Raw genomic sequence first — 16,108 nt, 5'->3', positions numbered from 1 at the left:
GCTTGGCCACCCGACCACTCGACCACGTCTGGGAGCCGGACAGTTGCGCATCGCACGTACAAGCCACCGCCCCTCCGTTCCTGCCGTTCTCCTCGCGGCCTGCGCGCTGCTGACGGCCGTGCCCGCCTCGGCCGCCGCCGGCCCCGGCGGCGGATCCGGTGTGGGCGACCCGTACTTCCCCGACGACGGCAACCCCGGGTACGACGTCCTCGACTACGACGTGCGGGTTGCCTATGACCCGGCCCGCCCCGACCACCTCTCCGGCGACACCACCGTGACCGCGACGGCCACCGGTCGGCTCGACCGCTTCAACCTGGACCTGGAGGGCTTCGAGGTCGCCTCGGTCACCGTCGACGGCAAGCCCGCGAGATCCTTTTCCCGCAGCGGGGCCCACGAGTTGGTGATCACCCCGGCCCGGCGGATCGCCAAGGGCACGAGGTTCGCGGTACGCGTGCGCTACTTTGGCAAGCCCGTCGGCGAGAGTTGGCACCGCCTGCCCGACGGCGCGGCGAACGTCACCGGCGAGCCGCACTCGGCCACCGCCTGGTATCCGGCCAACGACCACCCGTCCGACAAGGCGACCTTCCGGCTCACCGCGACCGTCCCCGAGGCGTGGACGGTGATCGGCAACGGCCGCCCGGGGCCCACCACTTCACCGGGCAAAGGGCTGAAGACGTACCGCTGGTACGAGGACAGTCCGCTCACCACGTACGTCAGCACCATCGCCATCGACAAGTTCACGGTCCGCACGTCCCAACTTGCCGACGGCACGCCGGTGATCAACGCGTACAGCCCCGGCATCCCGATCGACCCCGCGGCCGAGGCCCAACTGCCGGAGATCATCGACTTCCTGGCCTCGAAGTTCGGCCCGTACCCCTTCTCCTCGGCCGGAATCCTCGCGGTCAACGGCGACCCCTCCGCCCCGGGCAAGTCCGGCGCGATCGAGACGCAGAGCCGCCCGACATTCATCGGCCCGCCCTTCGACAGTTCGCTGGTCCACGAGTACACCCACCAGTGGTTCGGCAACAGCGTCTCGTTCACCGACTGGCGCGACGGCTGCCTGGCCGAGTGCGTCGCCCAGTACGCCAACCAACTCTGGGACGAGCATGGTGGTGCCGACCTGGACACCGGCTTCTACCCGGCCATGCTCGAACAGAGCCGAAACGACCCGGAGTTCTGGTCCACGAAGCTGTACGACCCGGGCCAGGGCCGGGAGCTCGACGGCGCGTTGTACTTCAAGGGCTCGATGATGATGCACGCGCTACGCCGAACCGTCGGCGACACGGCCTTCTTCGACACCCTGCGCCGATGGCAACAGGCCCACCGCAACGGCAACGCCTCCTGGCCCCAATTCGAGGCGCTGGCCCGGCACATCGCCCCGAACCACGACCTGACGGGCTTCTTCGACGCCTGGGCCCACGGCACGATGGCCCCTGCGGACAAGTACCTCTACCCGGGCACCCTCGGCCCCTTGAAGCCGAACCGGCCCTGAACCGAGCGGCTTTCGGACGAGCCGAGGTAGGCCAGGACGGCGAGCACGCGGCGGTTGGTGTCGTCGTCGGGCGGGAGGCCGAGCTTGGTGAGGATGTTGCGGACGTGCTTGCCGACGGCCGGTTCGGAGATGTCCAGGACGCGCATGATCGCGGCGTTGGACAGGCCTTCGGCGATCAACGCGAGGACCTGGCGTTCGCGCGGGGAGAGCGCGGCGACGGGTTCGGCGCGGCGGCGCAGGAGACGGGTGACGACCTGGGGGTCGACGGCGGTGCCGCCCGCGGCGACGCGACGCAGGGTGGCGGCGAAGTCCTCGACGTCGACGATGCGGTCCTTGAGGAGGTAGCCGATCGCGCGTCCGCCGCCACCGGCGAGCAGTTCGGCGGCGCCGTCGGGCTCGATGTACTGGCTGAGGACGACGATCGGCAGGGCCGGGAACGTGGCGCGCAGCGCGAGTGCGGCGCGCAGGCCCTCGTCGGCGAACGCCGGGGGCATGCGGACGTCGGTCAGTACGAGATCGGGGACCCGCTCGTGGACGGCGGCGGTCAGTGCCGCGCCGTCCGCGACGGCGGTCACCTCGAAGCCGAGGCGCTCAAGGAGTCCGGTGAGGCTTGCCCGGAGCAGGACGGTGTCCTCGGCCAGGATCAGGCGCAGCGGGTTCACCGGTCGTCCTCCTGTGGATGGGGCGGGCACGGGATCGTCACCCGCACGAGGGTCGGCCCGCCCGGTGGACTGGACACCCGGATCGTGCCGTCGACGACCGCGACCCGGTCGGCGAGCCCGGTCAGCCCGGTGCCGTCGGCGAGGCGGGCGCCGCCGCGTCCGTCGTCCTCGACGTCGACGGTCAGCCGGCCGTGCCGTACGCGGGCGGTGAGCCGGATGTTGTCGGCCGCGCTGTGGCGGAGCGCGTTGGCCAGCGCCTCGGCGGCGGCGAAGTACGCGGCGGTCTCGACCGCTCGCGGTGGGCGGTGCGGCAGGTCGATGTCCGTGCCGACGGGCAGCGGGCAGAACTCGGCGAGTTCGTACAGGGCCGCGCCCAGCCCCCGGTCGGTCAGCACCTGGGGGTGGATGCCGCGGATCAGTTCGCGCAGGTCGGCCATCAGGGTCTTGGCCTGGTCGTGCGCCCTGGCGACGGCCTGACCCGCGGGGGAGTCGGCGGGCAGGTCCATCCGGGCGAGGCCCAATTGCAGGGTCAGGCCGAGGAGTTGCTGCTGGGCGCCGTCGTGCAGGTCGCGTTCGATGCGGCGGCGCTCGGCGGCGAAGCCGTCCGCGAGGCGGGACCGGGAGCGGGTGACCTCGACGAGGCGGGTGGCGAGCGGGTCGGGGCGGGGCTCGACCAGGGTCCGGGACAGGGCGGCCTGCGCGCGGACGAGGGTGGTGAGAACCACGAGGCCCAGGACGCCTGCGGCGAGCCCGGCGGCGCAGTACGGAAGCGCGTCGGGGACGCTGTGCGCGTGGCCGATGCCGAGCGCCACCGGGCCGCCGCTGCTGCGCGCGACCACGAGCGGCGCGGCGAGCCATACCGGGCTCAGCACGGCCCAGGTCGCCGCGAGCAGCACCAGCCCGGGCCCGGCGACGGCGACCAGGTACCCGGCGGCGACCTCGCGCCAGGCGCGGGCCGTGGTGTACCTCGCGCGGAATCGAACGGCGCGGGGGCTCGGCTCGGGCTCGGGCTCGGCCGGCTCGGCCGGCGCGGATGCCAGTACGCGCAGCCGGCGGCGTTCCAGGGCGGCCAGCGGAGCCGCGGCCAGGGGCGCGACACCGACGGTCAGGAGGATGCCGAACAGCAGGAGCGCCGCCCGGCGGACGGCGTCCGCCCACGAGGAGATGTCGGTGGGCCGGGTGCACGCCATCAGCACCGGCGTCGCGAATGTGCCGAGGACGACCAGGGCGAGGAGGCCGACGGGCAGGCCGAGGGCGAGGTAGGCGAGCCCGCGTCGCAGCCGTCGCAGCCGTCGCCGCAGGCCCGCGCCGGCGCTGCTGTCGGCAGGCGCATCGTCGGCGGTCGCGCGGCCCCCGGACCGTCGGCTGCGGAGCAGGGCGGACGATGGCACGGCGGTCCTCTCGTGATCGTTGGCGGCGGCGCACAAACCGTACCTACCGAGCCGTCGAGCGCGCCTGGCCTTCCGGTCGCGCGCCCGGCGGCCGTCGACGCGGCTCGCGCGGTTCGAACGGCCCGCTGCGACGGACCGTGGCCCTCACGTACGCGCCCCGGCGACTCGCACCGGCCGCTCCCGCGTCGCCTTCCGCGTGGTCACCACGGCGGCCACCACCGTCACGGCGAACGCGCCCAACACGGTGGTCGCCACCATGCCCCACGGCACCACCACGATCGCCGTCCCCGTCGCGGCCGCCGTGCTCCTGGCCGTGCCGGCCATCCCCGCCGCCGCGACGAGACCGCCGAGCAGGAGGCCGATCGTGGTCACGGCACAGGCTTCGACGAGCGCCATCCGTACCACCTGCGGGCGTTCGAGGCCGCCGAGCCGGACGACCGCGAACTCGGTGCGGCGTTCGGCCGTGGCGATGACCAGCGCGTTGACCACGCCGATCAGGGCGTAGACGCCCGCGAGTGCGAGCAGTACCGCGAAGATCTTGTCGTTGCCGTCCTGCTGCGCATCGGCTCTGCCCTGCGCCCATCGCGCCACGCTGGTCGACGTGCCGAGACCCGCCGCGCGGATCCGCTTCGCGACCTCGGCGACGGACACGCCCGGCGCGACCGTCAGTACGGATTCCGCCGGCGCGGCGGCGACGAGGTCGGCGGGCAGCGCCTCGCGCGGAATCAGGAACTCGTCGCCGATGTCCAGCGTTTCCGGCAGTACCGCGACCACTCGCAGGGTGCGCTCGTGCCCCGCGACGTCGACGCTCACCGTGTCGCCGACGCGCGGGGGACGGTAGCCCTCGGCGGGCACCGCGGAGCCGACGGCCACGGTGTCGCCGCGCAGGTCCGCCAGCGAGCCGGACGCGGGCGCGAGCGTACGGGCCCGTGCGTAGGCGGCCGGGTCGATGGCGATCACCCGCTCGTCGAAGACGTGCGGCCGGGCGGCCCCGGGGCCGTCCCGGCGCACCTCGGCGGTCACGGGCACCGGTACGGTCAGCCGGGTCGACACATCCGCGACGCCCGGGATCCCCGCCAGCCGCGCCGCCCGCGCGCCGTCCGCCGACGTGACGACGAGGTCGCCGCGGGTGAGTTGTTCCTGCTCGACACCGATCGACCGCGCCAATACCCCCAACGCGCCCGACAATCCGAGGACGAGCGAGACAAGGGTGATCAGCGGCGCCGCGACGGCCGCGTTGCGACGCGCGCCGTCGCGGATGTTCGCCTCGGCCAGCGCACCCAGCGCGCTGCGCCGCAACATCAGCCCGAACACCCGTGCCACGAGCGGCACGACCAGCGGAGCGAGCGCCGACAGCGCCACCGCGCCGACGACCGCGAGCGCCATCGCGATGGTGACCGCGCCGATCATGTCGGCGGCCTGCGCACCGACGGCGAGCACGATCGACAGGGCCAGGCACGACAGGCCGATGCACCACCGGCCCGGCGTCATCACGCGAGCCGCCGCGCCGGTGTCGTGCATGGCCTCCAAGGGGCGGATGCGCCCCGCGCGCCGAGCCGCGTTCCATGAGCCGAGCAGGGCGATGCCGGTTCCGGTGGCGCCCGCGACGAGTACGGCCTTCCAGTCCCAGTACGTCGGTCGGAACCCGGCCGGCACGAAGCCGACGTGTTCCAGCAGTCGTACCTGGACCCACGTGGCGATCAGCCCCAGCGGAGCGCCGCACAGCGCACCGACGACACCCAGCAGCAGCGACTCGGCCGCGAGCAACCGCCGCACCTGGCCGCGGCCGCCACCCAGCACGCGCAGCAGCGCGAGGTCCCGACGACGTTGGGCGACCGCGAACGCGCAGGTCGAGCCGACGACGAAGATCGCGAGGAACACCACGAGCGGGACCTGAAGCCCCATCAGCATCGCCGCGCCGACGAAGCCTTCGCGCATCTCGTTGCGTTCGGCGTGCGGCAGGTCGGACGGGATGACCGGATCGGACACCGACATCAACACCAGCAGCGAGGCCTGGACGAGCGCGACGCCCAGCGCGATGGCGACCAGCGCCCCCGCGAACAACTGCTTGCGGTCGCGCAGTGTGCTCCAGGAGAGCGTGAACATCGGCTCACACCTCCAGCGACACGAGGCGATCGGCGATGTGCCGCGCCGACGGTCGCTCGATGCGATCGACCACCCGCCCGTCCGCGAGGAACACCACGGTGTCGGCGGCCGCGGCGGCGACCGGATCGTGCGTGACCATGACGATCGTCTGTCCCGCGTCGTCGCACATGTCCCGCAGCAGCCCCAACACGGCTCGGGCGGACGCCGAATCGAGCGCGCCCGTCGGCTCGTCCGCGAACAGCACCCTGGGCCGGGTGACCATCGCCCGCGCCAGCGCGACGCGCTGCTGTTGCCCACCCGACAATTCGCGGGGACGATGCCGCCCCCGGTCCGCGAGCCCGACGTCGGCGAGCGCGGACCGGACGTCCTCGCGCCGCATCCTGCGCCCCGCCAGCCGCAGCGGCAGCGCCACGTTCTGTTCGGCGGTCAGGGACGCGACCAGGTTGAAGTTCTGGAACACGAACCCGACCGTGCCGCGCCGCAGTCGGGTCAGCCGCCGGTCGTCCGCGTCGGTCAGGTCCTCACCGAGGAGGGTGACGCGACCCGAGTCGACCGTGTCGAGCCCGGCTGCGCAGTGCAGCAGCGTCGACTTGCCCGATCCCGACGGCCCCATCACCGCGACCCAGGCGCCAGCCGCGAGCGACAGGTCCACACCGTTCAGCGCTCGCACCCGCGCGTCGCCGTTGCCGTACCCGCGCACCACCTGCCGCATCTCCAGGACCGGTACATCGGGCCGCGCCGCACCGGGCCGTACCGGCTCCGAACCCCTCGGCGCGTACTCCACTTCGCCACCCGTGCCGCCCACTTCGTCCTCCCGGCCCCGCTCGCCGCCACGGTTCGGGCGGTATTCGAAGTCCATCAGCACGGGCGGCCGGGGGCACTCCGGGAGGCAGGCGGATCCCGGGTATCCCTAGGCATACCCGGGGTACCGACGGTCCGCGTTGCCGATGCGTCGGCGTTCCCGCCGCCGTACTACCGGTGCGCGCCGTGCACGATCAGCGCCCAGGCCAGGCAGGCGAAGGCCGCCGTGTGCAGGAGCGCGCGGACGATGTTCCAGGTGACCCACGTGCCCTCGAACTCCGCGCGGATCGCGGCCGATTGCCCGGCCCGGTCGGGACCACCGGCCTGCGCGAGTCGGTTGTTGAGGGGCACGTTGACGCCGGCCGTGACCACGAAGGCGACCAGGTACAGCGCGAGGGCCGCGAGCACCCAGGGCAACACGGGCCGACCCTGGTCGCGCCAGGCCTGGACGGCGGCCAGACCGAGGAGGGGGATCGTGCCCATGAACGGAAGCATGAAGACCGGGTTGAGGATGGCCTTGTTGATGCCCCGCATCGCCTCGACGAACGTGTGGTCGGACGACCGGCCGAGACCCGGCATGACCGAGTAGGAGAAGGCGGCGAACAGTCCGGCCATCAGCCCCGCGGTGACGAGGGCGGTGAGCAGCACACCGGTCTGCAGGTGTTCCATGGCGCGTCCTCCTGGTTGCGAGTCACCTCGACGACGCGGCCACGAGGCCGTCGCCGCAGGTCAACCATCGGATCCCGGGCGGATCGCCGGCAACGCCCATTTCCGCAAGGCGCGTTAACCCGACGGTTAACGCCCGGCAGTCTCGCCGGCAAGTCTCGCCAGTCCGCTACGGCGCGCCATGTGAGCTGTGCGACGCATTCCTTGCAGAGCGCCTATTACAGCGCCGCTGCCGGCGGGTGCGTCTCGGACAACCCCACGCCGGTACACGTGAGCGCGCATCCGGTTCGGTCACGTCGCCTGGGCGAGCCGGACGGCGTCGGGGCCGGCCGGGAAACGCAGTTGGCCGGTCGTGTCGTGGGCGGCGCGCCAGACCGTCTCGGCGACGTCGCTCTCCTGGGTGAACAGATCCTGGCCGGTGAAGTCGGCCATGGCCTTCCTTGCGAACGGCGCGTAGGGCGGCGGGACCAGCTCGTCCAGTGGCCCGCCGTCCATGGCCCTCCCCGCGAAGTTCGTCGTCAGACAGGCGCCCGGCTGGACCGTCTTGGCCCGTACACCGAAGGGTGCGAGTTCGAGCGCGAGGGACGAAGTGAACCCCTCGACGGCCGCCTTGCTCGCCTTGTAGACGGCCGAGAGGGGCATGTGGCCCAGCACCACGCTGGAGGTCACATTGACCACCACGCCGGATCCGCGCTCGCGGAACTGGGGCAGTACCGCCTGCGTTGTGGCCATCACGCCGAACGTATTGGTCTCGAAGACCTCCCGCACGCGGGCCATCGGGGTGCCCTCGAACACGCTGATCGAGGGGATGCCCGCGTTGTTGACCAGGGCGTCGATCGGCCCGGCGGCCTCGAGCGCGGTGGTGATCGTGTCGGGCTTGGTCACGTCCAGTTCGACGATGCGAAGCCGGTCCGACTCTGGCAGGACATCCGGACGCCGGCTTCGCATCGTCGCGATGACGTTCCACCCCTGCGCGTGGAAGTGGAGGGCGGTCGCGCGGCCGTACCCGGACGAGGTCCCGGTGATCAGAACGGTGTTCATGCTGTGCCCCTTGCGATGCGGTGGGATCCGCGAACCGGAATGTTCATTCCTGCTCGGCGGGGGTTTCAGTGATCCCATTGAATCGCTCTGAACTGGGAAAACAGTAGAACTATCCTCGCCCCTCCTTACACGATTCTCCCATTCTGTGCGACCGCACTCAGGGCATGACGCTTGCCGGGCCGCAGGCGGCGTCCCGCAGGCGGACCGCGTCCCGGCCCGGAGGCGCGCCGAACCGGCGGCGGTATTCGCGGCTGAACTGCGACGGGTTGTCGTAGCCGACGCGCCGGCCGACCCCGGCGACGTCGCCCGGGTGGGTGGCCAGCAGCAGCCGCGCTTCCTGTAGCCGGATCTGCTTCTGGAACTGGATGGGGCTCATCGCGGTCACCGCCTGGAAGTTGCGGTAGAACGCGGAGGCGCTCATGCCGGACAGGCGGGCCACGTCCTCGACCCGGAAGGGCTCGGCGTAATGCTCACGGATCCAGCGTGCGGCATGTGAGACATGACTGAGGCCGCTGTCGGCGATGCCCAGTTGGCGCACCGTCGCACCCTGCTCGCCGGTGATCACACGCCACAGGATCTCGCGTTTGACCAGCGGGGCCAGCACGGCGCGGTCGCGGGGTTCGTCGAGCAGGCGCAGCAGCCGGACCACCGCGTCCAGGAGGGCGGGCGGGGCATTGCTGACGGCGATCCCCGACGGCGGGCCGCCGCCGGTGCGGGGCATGTCTCCGGGGCCAGCCTCCAGCAGGAGCTCGGCAACGGCGGACGGTTCGAGAACGAGCCCGAAACCCAGCGCCGGGCGGCCGGGGTCGGCCTGGGTGAACTGTCCGGTGACCGGCAGGTCGACGGAGGCGACCAGGTACTGCCCCGGGCCGTACTCGTAGACCCGGTCGCCCAGCGCGAGCCGTTTGGCGCCTTGGGCGATGACCGCCAGGACCGTGCCGGACATGGAGGGCGCGGGCGGGTCGGGCCGGTCGACCTTCGAGATCAGGACGCCGTCGACGGCGGTGGTCCAGTCGGGTCGGGCGTGCCGGGCCAGCAGGTCGCGGAACTCATCGAGGGGCATGCGCCCATTTCAGCAGCAACGCGCGGTAGTACTCCCGGAGTCGCGAGGATCATGCAAGAGCGCGAGAGAATCGTTCTAACATTCCCGCAGGTCAGGGGCATTGAATGGAAGCAGTCCACTCCACTGAAACGAAGAAGGCTCCCCATGATTGCCAACTACGGATTCAACGCCACTCTGACCGCCGCGCCCGGAATGGGCGACCGGCTGGTCGCTCTGTTGTCGACCGGCCTGGACGAGGGCAGCCCCGGCGCGAGCGAGCACTGCGTCGTCTACCTGGTCTCGCGTTCCGCTTCCGACCCCGACGTCGTACACGTCACCGAGGGATGGACCACCGAGGAGGACCACCACCGGACGTTCGCCGGCGAGGCCGCCCAGGCGATCGTGGCGCGGATCGGCGGACTGCTGGCCAAGGAGCCGGAGAACACCGACTACGTCCCGGTCTGCGGCAAGGCCGCCTTGTAGGCCCCGGGGTGGCCGCCCCGGCGCCTGCCGAGGCGGCCCTCACCCCACCCGAAATCCCCGCCCGAACGCCCCCGCACCATCCCGCGAAAGACCGACGACCATGACCACAGCGCGCCCCGCCCTGGACCCCGAACTTCGCGACCTGCTCTCCGAGATGCCGCTGATGTCCGAGCTGACCATGGAATTGCTCGCACAACTGCGGCAGTACCCCTCGACGCCCGTCGAGTCCCTGCTCGCCGACCGGCGGGTCGACCGGCGCGAGGTCACCGTGCCCGCCAAGGACGGCACTCCGATACCCCTGTCGGTCTTCACCCCCGGGAGCGCCGACCGCACCACCGCCGCGCCCTGCGTGTACTGGATCCACGGCGGCGGAATGGTGATGGGTGACCGCTTCTCGCAGATCGACATTCCGCTGGAGTGGCTCGACGCGTTCGGCGCGGTCGTGGTGTCCGTGGACTACCGGCCGGCGCCCGAGGCCACCGGCACCGTCCCCGTCGACGACTGCTACCAGGGACTGCTCTGGGTGGCCGAACACGCCCAGGAACTGGGCGTCGATCCCGCCCGGATCATCGTCGCGGGAGCCAGCGCGGGCGGTGGCCTGGCGGCCGGCGTCACCCTGCTGGCCCGCGACCTCGGCACTCCGGCGATCGCCGCGCAGATACTGACCTGCCCCATGCTCGACCACCGCAACAACAGCACCTCCAGCCGCCAGTACTCCGGCGGGCCCGGCGTCTGGACCCGCGAGATGAACGACTTCGGCCGGCGCTGCGTTCTCGGCGACCTCACCGATGACGACGTGCCCGCGTACGTCTCACCCTCGCCGGCCGACGATCTCTCGAACCTGCCGACCACCTACATCGACACCGGCTCCGCCGAAGTGTTCCGCGACGAGGACACCGACTACGCCACCCGGATCTGGGCGGCCGGCGGACAGGCCGAACTCCACGTCTGGGCAGGCGGCTTCCACGGCTTCGACGCCCTGTACCCGCAGGCGCACATCTCGGCCACGGCCCGCCGCACCCGCACCGACTGGCTCGCCCGGCTCCTGCACGCCGCATAACGCCGCAACCCGCAGCGCCGCCACCGCGCCCGCCACCGCCTCGGCACACGAAGGCCAGGCACGGAAGCGAGGGCCAGATGCGCCGCAACCAGACCAGAACCGAGACCCACAACGACGTTGCCCCCGGCCGCAGGGCGACCGGGGGCAACGTTTTGCCTGTTCAGGCCGGCGGAGGATACGAGATTCGAACTCGTGAGGGGTGAACCCAACACGCTTTTCAAATGTTCGTCTGGGGGTCGGGGCCCAGCCGGGGGCGTCCTGACCTGCGGCGGAACCGGTGGCTGTGGAGGTTTCGGACGGTGCTGAACGAAGGTGAATGCAACCAGAACTGCAACCATGGGATTCCAGCCGCTGCTCACCCCCTGCGCCAGGGCCTGAGCAGATCCTCTGAGCCGTACGCCGCCTGGAGCCCGGAACAGCTGACTCCGTTGCGGGGGACCGCGATCAGCGGTACGGGCTCGTCGGTGATCGCCGCCCGGTGCTTGTGCAGCGCGGCCAGGTCGTGGCTGTCGGACCCGGAGTTCTCCAGCCACTTGACCGAGCCGAGAAAGAGCAACTGCTTGGCTACCGGCTGCCGATCGGCGCGCCCACCAGGTCGATTTCCACGTGATTGCCGCGGGTCCAGTAGCCGCCGATCGCCGAGGTGGCGGGCAGGAACTCGTCATGCAGGAGGCGGGCGAGAGATTCCCGGACCATCGGCTCGACAGCACGTCCCCGCCAACTCGTCCACTGCTCCTTGATCCAGCTCAGAGTGAGATCCCCGCGCATTCGCTCGATCTCCGCCATGTGCGGATCCAGAAACGCGAGCCAGAACCGCAGGTAAGGGTCGGCCACCCGGTAGCGGCGCTCCCTCGACGGCCGCAGTGAGAGCGGCAGCTCGGTGGCCACGACACGTTTCTCGGTCAGGACATCAGTGGCCCGGGTGAGAGTGGTGTGGGCGATGCCGCCCGCGGCACGCGCGATGTTGGTGAAGGTCCGCTCCCCGCTTCCGATGGCCCGCAGGACCTCCCTGCTCATCGCCTGCGGTGGAAACTCGGCGGCCAGTGAGCGCTCGGCCGAGACCAGCAGCGCCCCGAGGCTGCCGTACTCGGGGTCCTCCAGATAGAGCTTCCACAGGGCGCGCTCACTGCGGGCGATCCTGGGACCGTGACCGGCCTTGCGCATGGTGCGGAAGAGCGTGTCGACATCGGTCCACTCACTGGGTGCACAGTCGGACAGGGCCGCGCCGGCCTGGGCTCGGCGCGGCTTGACGGCGGTGAGGACGTTCGCCGCGCGTTGGCCCTTGATCGCTTCGACCCGGGAGAACTCGTCGATCACGCCGCGGCTGAGCCAGCGCCGCCACAGCAAGGGCGAGCGTGTCGTGTGCCGGTTTGGTCAGCGCCGCCCTGCCGCGTGCGGTCAGTGCGAGTTTTCCGGAGGTGAGTTCGGCGAGTCCGCCGGCCTGGAGCAGCAGCGGCCAGGCGAAGGACGCGATCGGCTCCTCGGCGTAGAAATCGCCGCCGTCGAGTGCTTCCGCAACCGCCTTGACCGTCGCCGCGGACGGGCGGAGCGTCTTCTTACTGCAGCGCAGCCGGCCTGCCGCGCACAGCTGGAGCACCGCCTTCAGGTGGCCTGCGCCTCGTGCTCGATCGTGCGTACCCGCCGCTCGTCGTGGTTGCCGGTCACAGAGACCCCGTCCCCACGACGTAGTCGTAGTCGCCCGCGCCGCAGGTGCGCTCCAGCGTGCGTACGATCTTTTGGGCGTCGTCGCGTGGGCCGTTGATGTAGAACGGCTTCCCCTGGCGACCGAAGCCGATTCGCGGGGCGGCCGGGCCGGGCTCGCCGAGGTGTACGGAGATCTGTGCGAAGTCCGGCGCGGGCTCGAAGCCGAGGGCGCGGGCGTAGGCCACACCACCGTGCACGATGCTCTGCGCCTGATCCAGGCTGATCCGCAGCGGAGGCCGGCCGAACGCCCGGTAGTAGTCGCGTACGTAGGCGTCCAGCGATCCCCCGCCCATCACCTGTGGGCCGCCGGTGTCCTTGACGCCGAGGCAGTAGACGTCGACCAGGAACCCGCAGACGGTGACCCGGCTGGCCCGCTCCTGGCGGGCGATCAGGACCTGGGCGAAACCGGCGGCCTCGGGATCCCCGGCGCCCTCGGCGTCGGCGCGCGCCCAGTCGGGGGCCTCGGACAGCTCCAGGTCCGTGCTCCAACCGGCGTTCACCCAGCAGCCCACCGCCGGGCGCTCGGCCGGCTCGGCCGTGGTCTGCTGTTCGTGGGCCACCTGGCGCACCAGCGCGCTCGCCCGGGCCGGTTTCAGCCCGAGGGCCCGCGCGATCTGCTTCGGTCCGCTGCCCTTCTCCCGCAGCGACCGTACCTGGTACAGCAGTTGAGCATCGTCGTCGTGCACGGGGCCATTGTGCCGCAGCGCCGGGGCGTCAGACGCCGGGATCGGCTGTTCCCGTTGTCCCCGGACGGGGGACGTGCGTGGGCATGCGGGCCCGATCCGGGCGTTTCCCGGCCGCCCGTCCGTGCCGGGGAAGGCGTTCCCGTACGGGTGAGACGGCTACCTGCGGCCCCGCCGCTCCGTAAAGTCGGGGCGAGGCGGCACGGCCGTGGGAACAGGGAGGGCGCAGCGATGGCCAAGAGTGCGAGGGAGCGGCTGGGGATGCTGCTGGGCGGGTCGAAGGCGGCGGAGTTCAGCGCCCGGCTCGAAGCACCGGCCGACGGTGTCGGCCTTGAGGTGGCCGGGGTCGGACCGGTGCGCCTGCCGCTGCGTGCGCCGCAGGTGAAGAAGCTCATCGCGGTGGCGCGTCCGGCGCTGTTCGGCCGGGGGGAGGACACCCTGAGCGACAGCAGTGTGCGCGACACGTGGCAGATCCCGCCGGGCCAGGTCACGCTGGGCGGCCCGGCCTGGCCGACGCTGCTCGACGGCGCGCTGGAGTACTTCCGGAGCGAGCTCGGGCTGCCCACCCGGAGCAGGCTGAGGGCCGAGCCGCACGCGCTTCTCGTGTACGGCAAGGGGCAGTTCTTCCTCCCCCACCAGGACTCGGAGAAGGACGACGCCATGGTGGGCACGCTGGTGCTGTCGCTGCCCTCGGCACACACCGGCGGCGAGCTGGTCATCGGGCACGCCGGGCAGAACCGGACCTACCGTGCGTCGAAGACGGAGCTGAGCCTGGTGGCCTTCTACGCCGACTGCCCGCACGAGGTGACACGGGTCAGGAGCGGCTACCGGGTGACCCTCACGTTCAACCTGCTGGTCGAGCGAGGGGCCCCGGAGCAGGAGTCCGGCCCGCTCGACGACATTGCGCACTGCCTGGAGCAGCACTTCAACGCTCCGGCCAGGCCCCGCTATGGCGGCCAGGACCTCGATCCGCCCCGTCGGCTTGTCTACCTGCTCGATCACGAGTACACCCAACGGGGTCTCGGTTGGGACCGGCTCAAGGGCGCCGACGCGGAGCGTGCCGCGCTGCTGCGCGCCGCGGCGACCCAGGCGGAGTGCGAGGCCGTACTCGCCCTCGCCGAGGTGAAGGAGACCTGGGACGCCAATCCGGCCGGGTACGACCCCTGGGACGACTACGGCTACGACGACGAAGAGGAGGACGAAGACGGAGAGGGAGAGGGCGCAGCCGCGGTCGAGGCCGCTGGTGCCGACGAGGACTACGAGCTCGGCGAGCTCATCGACGACGAGATCACCCTCGGCTGGTGGACCGGTCCGGACGGCGCCGGCGGCGAGCAGATTTCGCTGTACGTCCGCGACTACGAGAGCTGCGCCAGTACCCCGAGCGCGGACCTGAAGCCCTATGACTCCCAGTACGAGGGCTACATGGGCAACTACGGCAACACGCTGGACCGCTGGTATCGGCGGGCCGCAGTCGTGGTGTGGCCACGAGAGCGGGCCTTCGCGGCGCGCGGCGAGGCCGGATCGCGGTGGGCACTCGAGGAACTGCAGGCCCGTATCACGACGGGTGACCAGGAGAGCGCACGCGCCGCGGCCGAGTCCCTCGCACCGTTCTGGAAGGGCAGTGGCGTACAGCCCGGGCAACTGGGGAGCGCGCTGCGGGTGGCCGAGGGCCTTCAGACGCCCGGGACCGCCGCGATGCTCCTTGAGCCGTTCCGGATCGACGCGCTCACTCCGGAACACACGGGCGGCCTGGCCGCGGTGGCGAAGCGGTACGGCGTCCCCTGGCTGGGCCAGGTCACCGAGGGCTGGTTCGGTGGCGCGCACAGCCACTTCGAGGAACACCGGTACGGCTGGACCGAGCGGCTTCCCCGGCTGTGCGCGGCGCTGTGCTCCGCCGGGAGTCCGGAGGTGGCCCAGCTGCTGTCGACCGGGGCCTGGACCCAGGTGGACGGTGAGCTGCGGCTGTGGACCGAAACCGGGCCGGCCGAGATCCGCCGCGCGCGGTTGGAGCGGCTGAGCCTGCCGCTGCTGCGCATCCTGGAAGCGGCCGACGCTCGGCTGCGCGGCCGGATCATGGCGGCGTTGCGTTCCTGCCCGGACACGGTCCTCGAGTGCCTGCTGCCGATGCTGAGCCACGCGGCGCGGGAACAGACGGAGTGCGAGCCCCGGGCAGCGGGGCTTGCGGCGGTGGCACGGGAGTGCGGGGACCGGCTCGGCGCGCTCGCGCGACGGGTGCCACGCGCCGCAGACGACTGGTCGGTGGCGTGGACCGGGTGCGGCTGCGATCTGTGCGGCACCCTGGGTGCCTTTCTCGGCTCCCGTTCGCGGCGGACGCTGGAGTGGCCGCTGGCGAAGGACGGGCGGCGGCACGTGCACAGCAGGATCGACGCGGCCGAGTTGCCTGTGGACCATCGGACCAGGCGGCAGGGACGTCCGTACACGCTGGTGCTGACGAAGACCGAGGAGCTGTTCTCGCGCGAGCGGGCGATCCGTCGTCAGGCCGGAGCCGACCTGGCCTGGTTGGCCTCGACATGGAACCTTTCCGGCGAGGCCGGAGTCGACACGAGGCCGTGACACGAAGCGCCGGGCGCGGGAGTGGCGCCGGTGAAGGCCGTCAAGGCGTCCGGCGAGGCGAACTCCTCCCAGCCGCCGCCGACCGCGAGAAACCCCGCGCCCAGGACGGCGCCGATGCCGGGGACGCTCTGGACTGTCAGCGAGTTCGTGTGCGCGAGCCCGGCCTTCGACGAGTCTGTCCAACTCGGGGATCTACTCGTTGAGGGCCATCACTTTCCTGGCCGGGGTTGGTGACCACTGCGTTGTCCACACCGCTGAGGACCGTCAGCTGAGCGTGTGGGTCCTGGCCGTCGGCAACCGCCGCGACATCCACAGCCAGGTTCCGCAGGACCTCCGCAGTGCAGGTCGGTGCCGACTGCCCGCAGCGGGTGACGGGCGTGCGCCTGCTTGCCCGTCGAGATGT

General features: G+C 71.7%; 13 protein-coding genes and 1 pseudogene. 4 read left to right on the top strand and 10 right to left on the bottom strand.

The genetic code is table 11. The features are described from left to right. Window positions 1-43 precede the first annotated feature (43 nt). A complete protein-coding gene (locus tag ACMXN5_RS15255) occupies window positions 44-1,492 on the top strand; it encodes a M1 family metallopeptidase (protein WP_439675725.1) in 1,449 nt (482 codons plus the stop codon). Here the strand turns inward: ACMXN5_RS15255 and ACMXN5_RS15250 are convergent. The 7 genes from ACMXN5_RS15250 to ACMXN5_RS15220 all read right to left on the bottom strand — a co-directional run bounded on the left by ACMXN5_RS15250 (window position 1,450) and on the right by ACMXN5_RS15220 (window position 9,222). Continuing rightward, the gene (locus ACMXN5_RS15250) at window positions 1,450-2,136 is read right to left on the bottom strand and encodes a response regulator transcription factor (RefSeq protein WP_439678014.1); all 687 of its coding nucleotides are present in this window, start codon (window positions 2,134-2,136) and stop codon (window positions 1,450-1,452) included. The genes ACMXN5_RS15255 and ACMXN5_RS15250 overlap by 43 nt on opposite strands. Window positions 2,137-2,150: 14 nt before the next feature. Next, a complete protein-coding gene (locus tag ACMXN5_RS15245; RefSeq protein WP_439675723.1) occupies window positions 2,151-3,545 on the bottom strand; it encodes a histidine kinase in 1,395 nt (464 codons plus the stop codon). A gap of 144 nt (window positions 3,546-3,689) precedes the next feature. After that, window positions 3,690-5,651 (bottom strand): FtsX-like permease family protein, encoded by a 1,962-nt coding sequence (locus ACMXN5_RS15240; RefSeq protein WP_439675721.1) that lies wholly within the window; start codon window positions 5,649-5,651, stop codon window positions 3,690-3,692. Between the two features lie 4 nt (window positions 5,652-5,655). Beyond that, window positions 5,656-6,363: an ABC transporter ATP-binding protein gene (locus ACMXN5_RS15235; protein ID WP_439678013.1), complete on the bottom strand. Its 708-nt coding sequence runs from the start codon at window positions 6,361-6,363 to the stop codon at window positions 5,656-5,658. 260 nt (window positions 6,364-6,623) lie between these two features. Further along, window positions 6,624-7,121, bottom strand: coding sequence for an anthrone oxygenase family protein (locus tag ACMXN5_RS15230; RefSeq protein WP_439675719.1), 498 nt, complete (start codon window positions 7,119-7,121; stop codon window positions 6,624-6,626). 288 nt (window positions 7,122-7,409) lie between these two features. Further along, the gene (locus tag ACMXN5_RS15225) at window positions 7,410-8,159 is read right to left on the bottom strand and encodes an SDR family oxidoreductase (protein ID WP_439675717.1); all 750 of its coding nucleotides are present in this window, start codon (window positions 8,157-8,159) and stop codon (window positions 7,410-7,412) included. A 157-nt stretch (window positions 8,160-8,316) separates the two neighbouring features. Further along, entirely contained in the window at window positions 8,317-9,222 is a 906-nt protein-coding gene (locus tag ACMXN5_RS15220) for an AraC family transcriptional regulator (protein ID WP_439675716.1), read from the bottom strand. Between the two features lie 144 nt (window positions 9,223-9,366). Here ACMXN5_RS15220 and ACMXN5_RS15215 point away from each other — a divergent pair, with 144 nt between their 5' ends. Together ACMXN5_RS15215 and ACMXN5_RS15210 are read left to right on the top strand one after the other, a co-directional pair. Beyond that, window positions 9,367-9,684, top strand: coding sequence for a putative quinol monooxygenase (locus tag ACMXN5_RS15215; protein WP_439675715.1), 318 nt, complete (start codon window positions 9,367-9,369; stop codon window positions 9,682-9,684). Window positions 9,685-9,784: 100 nt separating this feature from the next. Next, window positions 9,785-10,744 carry an alpha/beta hydrolase gene (locus ACMXN5_RS15210; protein ID WP_439675713.1) on the top strand — a complete coding sequence of 320 codons (960 nt, stop codon included), beginning with the start codon at window positions 9,785-9,787 and terminating at the stop codon, window positions 10,742-10,744. Window positions 10,745-11,099: 355 nt separating this feature from the next. On the opposite strand, the pseudogene ACMXN5_RS15205 reads toward ACMXN5_RS15210, so the two are convergent. Further along, a pseudogene (locus ACMXN5_RS15205) lies at window positions 11,100-11,818 on the bottom strand (DUF234 domain-containing protein); the annotation flags it as partial. A 587-nt stretch (window positions 11,819-12,405) separates the two neighbouring features. Next, complete coding sequence (locus ACMXN5_RS15200; protein WP_439675712.1) at window positions 12,406-13,134, bottom strand: hypothetical protein; 729 nt, start codon at window positions 13,132-13,134, stop codon at window positions 12,406-12,408. 228 nt (window positions 13,135-13,362) lie between these two features. On the opposite strand from ACMXN5_RS15200, the gene ACMXN5_RS15195 reads away from it, so the two are divergent. Further along, window positions 13,363-15,705 carry a 2OG-Fe(II) oxygenase gene (locus tag ACMXN5_RS15195; protein WP_439675711.1) on the top strand — a complete coding sequence of 781 codons (2,343 nt, stop codon included), beginning with the start codon at window positions 13,363-13,365 and terminating at the stop codon, window positions 15,703-15,705. On the opposite strand, the gene ACMXN5_RS15190 is transcribed toward ACMXN5_RS15195, so the two are convergent. Then, the gene (locus ACMXN5_RS15190) at window positions 15,627-15,809 is read right to left on the bottom strand and encodes a hypothetical protein (protein ID WP_439678012.1); all 183 of its coding nucleotides are present in this window, start codon (window positions 15,807-15,809) and stop codon (window positions 15,627-15,629) included. The genes ACMXN5_RS15195 and ACMXN5_RS15190 overlap by 79 nt on opposite strands. Between the last annotated feature and the right edge of the window lie 299 nt (window positions 15,810-16,108).

Origin of the sequence: Embleya australiensis (assembly GCF_051903075.1) — a bacterium.
Lineage (GTDB): Bacteria > Actinomycetota > Actinomycetes > Streptomycetales > Streptomycetaceae > Embleya.
Note: the sequence above shows the minus strand (reverse complement) of the source record. Positions and strands in the feature narration are given on the sequence as shown.

Bases quoted from the DNA above. Each gene is read 5' to 3' on its own strand.
- ACMXN5_RS15240 (WP_439675721.1), bottom strand. From the start codon at position 5,651: ATGTTCACGCTCTCCTGGAGCACACTGCGCGACCGCAAGCAGTTGTTC.
- ACMXN5_RS15220 (WP_439675716.1), bottom strand. From the start codon at position 9,222: ATGCCCCTCGATGAGTTCCGCGACCTGCTGGCCCGGCACGCCCGACCC.
- ACMXN5_RS15235 (WP_439678013.1), bottom strand. From the start codon at position 6,363: ATGCGGCAGGTGGTGCGCGGGTACGGCAACGGCGACGCGCGGGTGCGA.
- ACMXN5_RS15210 (WP_439675713.1), top strand. From the start codon at position 9,785: ATGACCACAGCGCGCCCCGCCCTGGACCCCGAACTTCGCGACCTGCTC.
- ACMXN5_RS15195 (WP_439675711.1), top strand. From the start codon at position 13,363: ATGGCCAAGAGTGCGAGGGAGCGGCTGGGGATGCTGCTGGGCGGGTCG.
- ACMXN5_RS15225 (WP_439675717.1), bottom strand. From the start codon at position 8,159: ATGAACACCGTTCTGATCACCGGGACCTCGTCCGGGTACGGCCGCGCG.
- ACMXN5_RS15215 (WP_439675715.1), top strand. From the start codon at position 9,367: ATGATTGCCAACTACGGATTCAACGCCACTCTGACCGCCGCGCCCGGA.
- ACMXN5_RS15230 (WP_439675719.1), bottom strand. From the start codon at position 7,121: ATGGAACACCTGCAGACCGGTGTGCTGCTCACCGCCCTCGTCACCGCG.